Source organism: Flavobacterium ranwuense (assembly GCF_004349315.1).
GTDB classification, from domain to species: domain Bacteria; phylum Bacteroidota; class Bacteroidia; order Flavobacteriales; family Flavobacteriaceae; genus Flavobacterium; species Flavobacterium ranwuense.
The window spans coordinates 196199-207990 of sequence record NZ_SMLH01000002.1 but is presented as its reverse complement, the minus strand read 5'-3'; the positions used below and the strand labels follow the sequence as shown (position 1 = coordinate 207990).

Genomic DNA, 11792 nt, shown 5'->3' with positions numbered 1-11792 from the left:
TTATACACTCAAAAAACACTAGAAAAAATTAGCTCTACTCACTCATATAACCCGCTGGGTATAATTATTCAAAACGTCAGTTCAAGGCATAAATTTTATTCCAAAAAAAGCAATATAAAATGACGTTTAAGATTTTAAATATGTTAGCCAACTCGCTAATATTTACCAGACCCAAACGTAATTAGCAGCTGCAGTCGAGTGTCAAATGTTTGAAGAATGCGCAAAAAGAAAAGCTGTTTGAGCGCAGCGAGTGCTGCCTCTTTTAGCACTCGAAAACTAATTTGACCGACAGGGGTACGCAGGCTTGATTTTATTGTTACTTTTTTCATCAAGGAAAAAAGTAAAGATTTCTTCAAACAAAAAATCAGTACTTACGTAAACGTACTTCTTATATCCGCTCTTATATTTTTATTAAAAAAAGTCAATAACCACAACCATTTCAAAATAAATGCTCCTTTTTTCTTTCACAACTTGTGAACCACTTGTGATATAAAATCAACCAATACCAACACTTTTGTACCATAACAACCTAAAACATAAGTTATGGCACTTGAAAGCAACAGCTCCACCAACGCTACTAAAAACAGAATCTACCGCGAGCAATTAATTACAATGGAAGACTTAAACGAATTTCGAAGTCTTCTTCTCAATGATTTAAAAGGAATCATACAATCCAAACCACTCCAGCAGAAACAATGGCTCAAATCCAACGAGGTCCGGAAACTGCTAAATATTTCACCAGGTACTTTACAAAACCTTCGCATTAACGGCACACTGACCTATACCAAAATCGGTGGAATTATGTATTACGACCAAACTGATATAGAAAAACTTTTAAACGGAAATAAAGTAAATGCCCTCCCTACACTTTTCAAGTAAAATAATTGGTAGGAACGAAGCAATCAAATTATCATTTCTCGTCATCTCGAGCGCAGTCGAGAGACACTTTTTACTACTCACCACTCACTGTCATCCTGAGCTTGTCGAAGGACACTACTCACTTCTCACAGTCATCTCGAGCGCAGTCGAGAGACACTATTCACAACTCACTTTTCACTACAAAAATGAACTACATCAAACACCTCACCGGATTTTTCAATAAAATTAATTATGAACCCAACCTAAATCCAACACACATTTCGCTCTATTTGGCACTTTTCCAATGTTGGAACGTAAATCGATTCAAGAATCCAACAGGCATTTCAAGGGAAGAAATAATGAAAGCCAGCAAGATCAATTCAAAAGCAACGTATCATAAATGCATGAAAGAATTAGAACTTTTAGGGTTTATGGTATACAATCCAACATTCAATCCACACGCTTGCTCCAACATCATTATGACCAATTTTTCTGAAAAAGAAAAAACAATTTCAAAAATACCACACTCAACCCATTCAAAAAATGAACCCGTTCACAATTTGACCGAATCAAAAAATGAACATGTCATTGAACAGGTAAATGAACAGCTCTATATATATAATAAAAAACAAACAGTTAAAAACAATTTAAACAATACAAAAATAGATATAGAAAAAAATTTAATAAATCAACCAGTTCAAAATTTGAATCCTATAATAATTCCAAAAGAGATAGAAATAAAAACGAAGACCGGGCAGCAAAAAGAAAAAAGTTGCGCCAAAAAAGAAAAAGTGGTTGAACTCGATTTATTTTTTGAAACCACAGTGCCATCACTCGAAATGATACTGGAATACTTCTCTTTCAAGGAAAGCTCCCAAATAGAAGCCAATAAATTTTTCAATTACTACTCCAGCATTGGTTGGCTCATAGGCGGAAAAACAAAAATGAAAGATTGGAAAGCTGCAGCAAGAAACTGGATGCTCAACACAGCTAAGTTTGCTGCTAACACCCAAAAAACCGATTACAACGCCCAACCAAAACCGATGCACTTGCACACAGCAACCCAGAAAAACTATGACGAACCATTGTAAATCAGTCCATGAAACCTTCTTGGTCCACAAAGGTTTCAAAGTGTATAATTTTCAAAAATGTCTCGAATACCTAGAGAACCAAGGAAAAACCACCTATGGAAGTTCGTTTCAAATCAGTGAAATGGATCACCCCACCATCTACAAATTGTTGATTTATATGATAAAAGACGAGAAAGCAGCCATAAACCAAAATATAGACTTAACAAAAGGCATTTTAGTATCAGGTTCAATTGGTTGCGGAAAAACATCCCTAATGAACTTAGTACATCCTTTTGCTTATCATGCATCCGAGTACAAAATCAAAACATGTAGGGAAGTCTCGTTTGAATTTGCCAAAAATGGCTTTGAGGCCATCAACTGCTACACGCTAAAGCAATCCAATCAATCAAAACTAACCGGTTATTGTTTTGACGACTTGGGTGCCGAACAGCAAATCAAACACTTCGGCAACGACTGCAACGTAATGGCTGAAGTACTCATTAGCCGTTATGAACAGTTTGTCGAAAATAAATCCATCACGCACATTACCACCAACCTTTCCGCCTCCGAAATCGAAAACAACTACGGCAACCGCCTCCGCTCCAGAATGAGAGCCATGTTCAACCTCATCACCTTCGATAAAGAAACAAAGGATAAACGTTAATACAAACAAATACATCTGACAATCATAGTTCAACCCGCCCTTTGACTGTGGCAGCCGGGCACCCGTTTTTCGAAAATTCTGAAAAAATCCAACGCTGTTTGAGCGAAGCGAGTTCGTTGGATTTCAGAATTGAGAAAATAGCGGGTCGGCGAACAGTCCTGGGCTAGCGTTTTTTGTTTCTTTTTTGGGCAATGCAAAAAAGAAAAAATAGAAATCAAAAACCTGAAACTTTAAACCTGAAACAAAACAACAAATGAGAAAAATCAACACCTTCTGGAACTGGTTCCAAGACAACAATCAAACCATCAAAAACCTCATCAACGAAACCCCTAAAAACCAAAAACACATCAGCTTTTGGATAAACAAAAACCTCGGTTATTATTGCAAGGAAATTGACTTTATGATTGTATATCCGAAAACCGCCAACGGAAAATGCGAGCTAATTTTAACCGCCAACGGCAACCCAGAATACTTTAACCAGGTAATTGATTTAGTCGACAATGCACCGCATTTAAAAAACTGGAAATTTACCGCATTCATCCAACCAACCGAAAGAATTGACGAAATTATAAATGGTCTTGACGAACCATATATCTTCCATGAGATTTCATTAAAAGCCAGCGAACTTACTTTTTTACCTGTTGAGTATAATGAATTATCGCATAAGTTAGACATTGTAGTTTTTTTAAAAAGTTATAATTTGTATTGCGATTCAAAGACGTTACAGCAAGCAATTTTTATCATCATGCAAGACATTGTAGGAGAAAAATCCCTATGCCAAAACATCAATTTTGTACAACTGGCACAAATACCGGAAAACAAGGAGGGATTGATTCAATTGTACGATTTTCAATTGTTTCTAGACAATCTAAACGGTGTGGAATTAAATAATTATTTTCTCAAAATGTGGAAAACCGTAAGGTAATCCCATTTACTCCGCATAACTTTGAAAAATCAATCCTATTCTAACTTTGAAAGTAGTGTTATTTATCAACCTAATTTGTTAATAACAAAATTCTTACACTACTTTCAAATTGTGTATTTTTAGATTCTCAAACAAAAGCGTTACCAATGTCATTATTTCAGCCCTCCGTACTCAAGAAATACTTGAGCCAACAAGATTCTGCCTTAATCCAAAAAGCCTATAAAAAATACGTCAAGTATTTTCATAATGCGGCCATTCAGGAAAATATTCGCAACAGTAAGGAGGAACAATTCCAAGAAGGATTCTTGCGCGAATTATTTGTGGACATTTTGGGCTACACACTAAATCCAGCAGCTAACTTTAATCTGACCACGGAACTTAAAAACATAAAAGGTGCCAAAAAAGTAGATGGCGCTATTCTCAAAGACGGAAATGCCCTCGGTGTAATTGAACTAAAAGGAACCAATACAAAAGACCTCGAAAGCATCCGCCAACAAGCATTTGATTACAAAGCCAACCAAACGGGTTGCATCTATGTCATCACTTCCAATTTCGAAAAGTTGAGATTCTACATCAACAATGCGGTGGACTTTGAGGAATTCAACCTTTTTACCCTCACCCACGTTGAATTCGAAATCTTCTACCTCTGTCTGGCCAAAGAAAATATCTTGGCCAACAAACCACTCAGCATAAAAGAAGCTTCGGTGGTGGAAGAAGAAAACATTACTAAAAAATTCTATGGGGATTATTCCGTATTCAAACGCGAATTGTACCGGGATTTGGTCAAGCAAAACCGATCTAACATCTTACTTAATGATTTACCCGAAAAGACTACTAAACTGATTCTTTTCCAAAAATCACAAAAATTGATCGACCGTTTTCTGTTTATTCTCTTTGCAGAAGACCGTGGACTGCTGGCTCCAAACTCCATTAATACCGTGCTTAAAGAATGGAAAGCATTGGCTGATTTGGATGTAGAAATGCCACTTTACGATCGCTACAAACAATACTTTGGCTATCTCGATACCGGACGCAAAGGCACCGACAAGAAAGAGGAAATCTTTGCCTACAACGGAGGACTCTTCCAGCCCGACACCATTCTTGATGCCGTGATCATCGACAACGAAATGTTGTACCGTCATACCTTAAAACTTTCTACTTATGATTTCGAAAGTCAGGTAGATGTCAACATTCTGGGACACATTTTCGAACATTCACTAAACGAAATCGAAAGTGTCAATGCCGAAATTGAAGGAACCGATTTCGACAAACAAAAAACCAAGCGTAAGAAAGACGGCGTTTTTTATACCCCGAAATACATTACCAAATACATAGTCGACAACACCATTGGTAAACTTTGTACGGAGAAAAAACAAGAACTGGGAATAATTGATGAGGAATATGCTAAAGGCCGCAAGAATCGCCAAACCACCACCATTATAAAACTGGACCAGCAACTCAAGGATTACCGCGATTGGTTGTTACAACTCACCATTTGTGATCCGGCTTGTGGCTCGGGAGCTTTCCTGAACCAAGCCTTAGATTTCTTGATTAGGGAACACGCCTACCTGGACGAACTCAACAAACAACTCTTTGGAGGTTTCTTTGTCTTTCCCGACATCGAAAACCAAATTCTGGAACACAACATCTATGGGGTCGACCTCAACGAGGAAAGCATCGAGATTGCAAAACTCTCCTTGTGGCTGCGCACTGCCCAACCCAAACGAAAACTGACAAGCCTAAACAACAACATCAAATGCGGCAACTCGCTTATTGAAAGCAAAGCCATTGCTGGAGACAAAGCTTTTAGCTGGAAAGAGGAATTCCCAGAAGTATTTGCAAAAGGAGGTTTTGATGTGATAATTGGAAATCCGCCTTATGTTAGACAAGAACTTTTTAAAGAGATCAAGCCATATTTAGAAAAAAATTATAAATCCTACCAAGGAATGGCGGATTTGTACACATATTTTATTGAGCTAAGTATTGATAAGCTAATCAAAAATGAGGGCGTTTTTAGTATTATTGTTGCTAACAAATGGATGCAGGCAAACTACGCAAAGCCATTACGTAGCTGGTTAAGGGAAAAGAGAATTATAGAGATTGTTGACTTTGGTGACTTAGAAGTTTTCAAAAATGTTGCTGCCTATCCTTGTATAATTACTATTTCTCCAAAACCACCTGACATTTCCTTCAAGGTAACCATACCTGAAGATTTAAATTTTTCAGATTTAAATTTATATGTGGAACAAAACCATTTTAATATTATTCAAGAGAATCTTAATGATAATTCTTGGGCATTGGTTAATGAAAATATAAGTAACCTTTCACGAAAATTGAAAAACACGGGGAATAACTTAGCAAACTATTGTGATTCCAAAATCTTTTATGGAATTAAGACAGGACTTAATGAGGCTTTTGTTATTGATAAGAATAAACGAGATGAAATAATTAAAAATAATCCGAAATCAATTGAATTAATTAAACCATTTTTAGCTGGTAGAGATATAAAGAGGTATGCCGTTGATTTTAAAGATACATATTTGATTTTGATTCCAAACGGTTGGACAAATGCTAATCGTAAAATTCAAGAGCCTTGGGATTTTTTAACAAGCAATTACCCTATGATCGCTCTTCATTTGTTAGATTTTAAAAACAAAGCATTTAAAAGATCTGATCAAGGCGAATATTGGTGGGAACTTAGATCTTGCGCCTACTATGATGAATTTAACAAACCTAAATTGTTATTACCTGATATTTCAAAACGCGGGAATTTCGAGTTAGATGAGAAGGAAAATTATTATTTGGTGAACACTGCTTATATAATTGGAAATGCAGATCTATTTTTACTAGGAATTCTTAATTCTAAGTTGATTACTTTTTTTTATAAAAGCATATCACCTCAGGTGCGTGGGGGTTATCTCCGATTTATTTATCAATATTTAGCAGAAATACCCATTGCATATCCAAATGAAAGAGAAAAGATAGAGTTAGAAAAATTGACACATGAATTAAGAGAACTACAGCTTAAAGAAAAAAAAGTAACTAATAAATTTTTAAAACTTATAGAGTTTTCCAATCTGGGTACAATACCATCTAAAAAATTAAAGACCTGGCACAATTTAGAGTTTGGAGGTTTTATAAATGAGTTGAATAAAGCTATTAAAATAAAGAATAAAGGACTTATAAAAGCAGAGCAAAAAGAAGTGCTATTGCTCACCAAAAAAGACGAGTTCGAATGGCTGGATATATTTGAAGAAAACAAAACCAAAGCCCAAAACCTAAAATCACACATAGATACCACCGAAAAAAGTATTGATAAAATGGTGTATGAGTTGTATGGTTTGAATGAAGAAGAAATAAGTATTGTGGAAAATAGTTAAGCGATGAGTAAAAAGGATAAAGAACAAACAAATGAAAATTCAACCCAAAATGGTTGGGAAGAATATAGGAACGCTGTCATTGAAAATAAAAACAAGAGTCAAGATGATTTTGAAAAATACATTAATTTATTGGCTTCTGGAGGAATAATTGTTTCGTTAACTTTTCTAGAAAAAATAACAGCAGTTGTAAAAATTGAGTATGTAATATTTTATTTGGTTGGATTGGTTTTATTGGTTTTTACACTAATTACAAACCTTTACTCTCATCATAAATCAATTGAAGATTCTGATTTGATTATTAAAGAAATTGATGAAGAAAAATATGAAGATATTTTTAAGAATATTGAAAGAAGAAATAAACCAATTAATCTATTAAATAAAACTTCCATTTGGAGTTTAATAGCAGGGACAATATTAATATTAACATTTGTATCAATAAATCTTTTCGCAATGAATGAAAATCAAAAACCATCACCAAGTGATAATCCTAGACAAAACCCTAAACCACTAACTGAAGAAAAAAGAGGTAGAGCAAATCCAACACCGCCACGAACTAATCCATCTTCAACACCTAAAAAATAAATACGTATGAATGAAGAAACAAGCAAAAAAACTAAAATTCTATTAGACTTAGCGGAGAAATTGACTGGCATAGAAACCAATCGCAATTTTGAACAAAAAATTACTGCAGGCCGTGTCAACCCAACACCATCTTTTTCATTAAATCCAAAACCTATTGTCAAACCTAATAAAGAGGAGGATAAATAGAACTAATAATTAGTTATTTATTTTTAAGTATGGAGATGATTGGGATAATAAAAAATAGTTAATGCTTTATTATGGAAAGAAAATATATTTACATCAATTGAAAAAAATCAGTTGAAATTGAAACAATTAAGACTATTGATGAAGATGAAATTGTTGATTTAATTAATTATAATGTTTATATCGATGGAGCTATACACAAGTTTGAAAAAGATGAAGATAATCTAAATAAGCTAGCGTATGCTTTGGCTACAAAGAGAAAGAAGTATGCAGAATTTTTAAACAATCAATTTGAAAATTTAATAATTCTAACTGGAGCAGGTTCATCTGTTGGTGTAGGTGAAAACATCCTTATCGAAGATATTTCAACGGAAAGAAAAGGAAGATTATTGGCTCAACTTTGGGATGATGTATCTATGGCAATTACCGAGACAATTCTGAATAGATTTTGTGTATTGGTAAAATATGATGACAAGTACAAAGAAAAGGAAGAAGATGTTGATTTAAAATATATTAAAAATTTAGAAAAGCTTTTATCTCTTGCAAATATTGCTAGAAATTATGTAACTGATGTTCCTTCAGAAGAGCAAAAGGCATTAGATATTGAAGATATAATAAATCAAATTGAAAAAATCATTAAAGTCAATTGCACTTTAAAACTTCCAGAAAACGCTGCACATTCAGTTTTCATTGAAAAGATAACGAAACGAAAAGTTACACTACCAAGAGTAAAAGTGTTTACATTGAATTATGATACTTTATTTGAGCAAGCTGGTAGAAAAAAGAACTTTACAATAATTGATGGTTTTTCATTTTCGCATCCAAGAACATTCAGTGGAAGAAATTTTGATTTAGATATTGTTTCGAGAAATTCTAGTAGAGTAAAAGAAGAAGACAATTTTGTTCAAAAAGTTTTTCATTTATATAAGCCACACGGTTCAGTTGATTGGACTAAAGATCGAAATGAAATTATACAAAAAGATGGAGTTGAAAACTCATTAATGATTTTTCCAAAAGACAGTAAATATGAAAGTTCTTATGAGCAACCATATTTCGAAATGATGTCTCGTTTTCAACAAAACCTAAGAAATGAGAATGTATTATTAATTTGCATTGGTTTTAGTTTTAGCGATAAACATATAGTAACTGCAATAATTGAGGCACTAGAACAAAATCCTGGCTTTCAATTAATGGTAGTTAATAAAGATATCTATACAAAATCAGCAACATTTATTTCAATTTTTGAAGCATCAAAAAAACATAATAATATTGTTTTAGTTGATGAATTATTTGAAGATTTTGCCAATCACTTCCCCGATCTAAAATCATATAATCAAGAAGATGCAAAAAAGATTATTCTCAATTTAAACACAACTAATAATGAGTAATAATCCATTCAATCATAGCCATTTTATTGGCTATATAAACCAAGTTACACCGCAGTATGTAAAAGTTCATTTTCCGTCGTCAGTATTAATGAAATCGTTTACTTTTTATGGAGAAGAATTAAAAGGAGGTTTGGTTGGTAATTACGTTGTTATTGAAGGGGAAAAATATGGTTTTCTAGGTAAGATATTAGAATTGAGTTTGCCTGAAAAAGAAAGATTAGAATTAAGCGAAAAATCATTTAATACTAAAGAATTTCATCCTACTGGAAAAATAGAAATCTTACTATCTTTTGAACTTTTCGAACCATCTAATATTGATAAAGGATTAAATTCTTTACCAATGATTGGAGCAAAAGTTTTTATTTGTTCCTCTCAATTTATCAAAGGATATTTTAAAGGGTTTGGTGTTAAGAAAGAAAATTTAGGTACTGCACCAATAATTAAATTAGGACATTTAACGTATGACAAAACTACCATTGTTGAATTATCGCAACAAGCTATCTTTGGAAGACATTGTGCTGGAGGTGGTAAAAGTTATACAGTTAGTAAATTAGTCGAAGGTATTATTGATAACAACAACAAAGCAATTGTTATTGACCCCACAGGTGAATATAAATCTTTTGACAAAAATTTAAAGACAAAGGAGGCTATTATATCCCTAAGCTCTTATTTTCCATATCAAAAATTAACTATTTCTGATGTTTTTGTTCTTTTTAGACCTTCTGGTCAAGTTCAACAACCAATATTACTTGAAGCAATTAAATCATTAAAAATTTCACATTGTTTACTGAGGGATCAAGCTTTGTTTAATCCTATTATTAATGGAACAACAATAACATTAACAATAAGTGGTAAAAATATTATTATTGAAGATGGTGTTATTGTGAAAGAATATAATGAAACATCACCATTCAAAAATGCTCACTTCAAATATAAGACTGAGATTGAAGACGACAATACCAGTTATTTTGATATAAATAAACTTTCAAGGCAAATCATTAATGAATGTGTATATGATAACGGGGCAAATTGGGGCAAAAAAGACGAAAGAAATTTTGGAAATTGTACTAGCTTAATAATTAGAGTAAATAATTTACTTGCTGCCGAAAGCTTCAAGAAAATGTTTGGATTTAATATTGATGAAGAATCTAATTTAATTGATGAAATTGAAGATTTTTTGAAAGATGATGAATTAAATGTTTTACGAATTGGATTTGAAGATGTTCCATATAATTTTCAAGCTAGAGAAATTTTGGCTAACGCGATCGGGAAATATTTATTAAATAAATCTAGAGCAAAATCATTTAAAGAGAAACCATTAGTTTTATTTATTGATGAAGCTCATCAATTTCTAAATAAAAAAGTTAAAGATGAATATTTTGAATCAACTGAATTAAATTCATTTGACAGTATTGCAAAAGAAAGCCGAAAATACGGTTTGTTTCTTTGTATCGCTACTCAAATGCCAAGAGATATTCCAAACGGCACATTAAGTCAAATAGGGACTTTTATAGCGCACAGATTAATCAACCATCAAGATAAAGAGGCTATCGCAAATGCTTGTTCCTCAGCAAACCGTGATACTCTTGCATTTTTACCAGTTTTAGGTTCCGGAGAAGCGATTTTAATGGGTGTTGATTTTCCAATGCCTGTTATGTTGAAAGTAGATTTGCCAGAAATTAGACCAAATTCAGATACGCCTCTATTTTAAATTAAATCCTATTTCCCGAATGTCTAATGGAACACACAATAAAAGTATTTTTAAAATTAGGTAATGAAGAAAACATTCTCGATTTATTCGAAAAATGGAACTATATATATGAATACAATAGAATATTTCCGTAAAGTTGAAGATGGTTAATTAAGAGGCGATAAATATGAAGGAGTTTCCAGAATAATTAAACACAGTGTAAACAATGTATCTATAAAAATTGGTACCAAAGAAATTGGTATAGTTGAATATTTCAAATATAACATCCCTACCGTCTGGTTTGCAGATGGTTCAGCACTCCAAGGTAATTACTACATAGTTTTAAAACAATTAATTAATTCATATCCAATTCAAAATTTGATTGGATGGAAATGGGAAGGAGTTGATTTAAGTAAAGAAGCACAAGGAGTACTTCCTTTACAAACAAATTCAATTCAGTATAAAGTTATTCAAGAATTAAAAAAAGAAGACTTTGATATCATATATGACGATGATTATTCAGGAGAAATTGCAGATATAATTACAATTAAAGAGTATGATAATAGACTTGATATACAATTTTATCATCTGAAATTTGCCAAAGACGGTTTAGTGAATACTCGTGTAGACAACTTTTATGAAGTATGTGGTCAAGCACAAAAATCTATTCATTGGAAACATAAAAAAGGAAAGGAATTCTTTGAACATCTTTTACGTAGACTAATAAAAACAAGAAGTGGTGAGGAAAGAAGTCGTTTAGAAAAAGGAACTAAACCTGATTTAGAAAGATTATTGACAATAGCTAAGAATAGTAAACCAATGAATTTTGAAGTTTTTATAGTTCAACCGAGCTTATCCATAACGAATACATCTCAAAGTATCTTAACATTACTTGGGGTAACCGAAAATTATTTAAAGGAAGTCGGAGACATTAACCTGAAAGTAATAGTAAACAAATAACTATTATATTTTATATACTTATTTCAAGCTATCCCAAACTGTAGCGGTATCTTTTTAAACAGTAACACTTCTTTCGGATGAATATAAAGCCA

10 protein-coding genes are annotated in these 11792 nt (G+C 32.9%); all 10 read left to right on the top strand.

The features are described from left to right. The first annotated feature begins 543 nt into the window (after positions 1 to 543). The 10 genes from E0I61_RS05480 (at position 544) to E0I61_RS05435 (ending at position 11700) form a co-directional block, all read left to right on the top strand. A complete protein-coding gene (locus E0I61_RS05480) occupies positions 544 to 879 on the top strand; it encodes a helix-turn-helix domain-containing protein (RefSeq protein ID WP_126515689.1) in 336 nt (111 codons plus the stop codon). Between the two features lie 185 nt (positions 880 to 1064). Then, positions 1065 to 1949, top strand: coding sequence for a transcriptional regulator (locus E0I61_RS05475; protein ID WP_126515690.1), 885 nt, complete (start codon positions 1065 to 1067; stop codon positions 1947 to 1949). A 121-nt stretch (positions 1950 to 2070) separates the two neighbouring features. After that, positions 2071 to 2592, top strand: a complete 522-nt coding sequence (locus tag E0I61_RS05470; RefSeq protein ID WP_317126163.1) for an ATPase — start codon at positions 2071 to 2073, stop codon at positions 2590 to 2592. 253 nt (positions 2593 to 2845) lie between these two features. Then, positions 2846 to 3517 carry a hypothetical protein gene (locus E0I61_RS05465; protein ID WP_132069956.1) on the top strand — a complete coding sequence of 224 codons (672 nt, stop codon included), beginning with the start codon at positions 2846 to 2848 and terminating at the stop codon, positions 3515 to 3517. Between the two features lie 146 nt (positions 3518 to 3663). Next, positions 3664 to 6897 (top strand): Eco57I restriction-modification methylase domain-containing protein, encoded by a 3234-nt coding sequence (locus E0I61_RS05460; RefSeq protein ID WP_132069954.1) that lies wholly within the window; start codon positions 3664 to 3666, stop codon positions 6895 to 6897. Positions 6898 to 6900: 3 nt separating this feature from the next. Then, positions 6901 to 7479: a hypothetical protein gene (locus tag E0I61_RS05455; RefSeq protein WP_132069952.1), complete on the top strand. Its 579-nt coding sequence runs from the start codon at positions 6901 to 6903 to the stop codon at positions 7477 to 7479. Between the two features lie 6 nt (positions 7480 to 7485). Continuing rightward, positions 7486 to 7665, top strand: coding sequence for a hypothetical protein (locus E0I61_RS05450; protein ID WP_132069950.1), 180 nt, complete (start codon positions 7486 to 7488; stop codon positions 7663 to 7665). Positions 7666 to 7907: 242 nt separating this feature from the next. Beyond that, positions 7908 to 9050: an SIR2 family protein gene (locus E0I61_RS05445; RefSeq protein ID WP_132069948.1), complete on the top strand. Its 1143-nt coding sequence runs from the start codon at positions 7908 to 7910 to the stop codon at positions 9048 to 9050. Beyond that, positions 9043 to 10761, top strand: coding sequence for an ATP-binding protein (locus tag E0I61_RS05440; RefSeq protein ID WP_132069946.1), 1719 nt, complete (start codon positions 9043 to 9045; stop codon positions 10759 to 10761). Before E0I61_RS05445 ends, E0I61_RS05440 begins: the two co-directional genes overlap by 8 nt. A gap of 357 nt (positions 10762 to 11118) precedes the next feature. Continuing rightward, positions 11119 to 11700, top strand: a complete 582-nt coding sequence (locus tag E0I61_RS05435) for a hypothetical protein (RefSeq protein ID WP_132069944.1) — start codon at positions 11119 to 11121, stop codon at positions 11698 to 11700. The last annotated feature ends 92 nt before the right edge of the window (positions 11701 to 11792 follow it).

Coding starts and splice junctions, on each gene's coding strand:
- E0I61_RS05455 (WP_132069952.1), top strand. CDS start 6,901: ATGAGTAAAAAGGATAAAGAACAAACAAATGAAAATTCAACCCAAAAT.
- E0I61_RS05480 (WP_126515689.1), top strand. CDS start 544: ATGGCACTTGAAAGCAACAGCTCCACCAACGCTACTAAAAACAGAATC.
- E0I61_RS05440 (WP_132069946.1), top strand. CDS start 9,043: ATGAGTAATAATCCATTCAATCATAGCCATTTTATTGGCTATATAAAC.
- E0I61_RS05470 (WP_317126163.1), top strand. CDS start 2,071: ATGGATCACCCCACCATCTACAAATTGTTGATTTATATGATAAAAGAC.
- E0I61_RS05465 (WP_132069956.1), top strand. CDS start 2,846: ATGAGAAAAATCAACACCTTCTGGAACTGGTTCCAAGACAACAATCAA.
- E0I61_RS05450 (WP_132069950.1), top strand. CDS start 7,486: ATGAATGAAGAAACAAGCAAAAAAACTAAAATTCTATTAGACTTAGCG.
- E0I61_RS05475 (WP_126515690.1), top strand. CDS start 1,065: ATGAACTACATCAAACACCTCACCGGATTTTTCAATAAAATTAATTAT.
- E0I61_RS05460 (WP_132069954.1), top strand. CDS start 3,664: ATGTCATTATTTCAGCCCTCCGTACTCAAGAAATACTTGAGCCAACAA.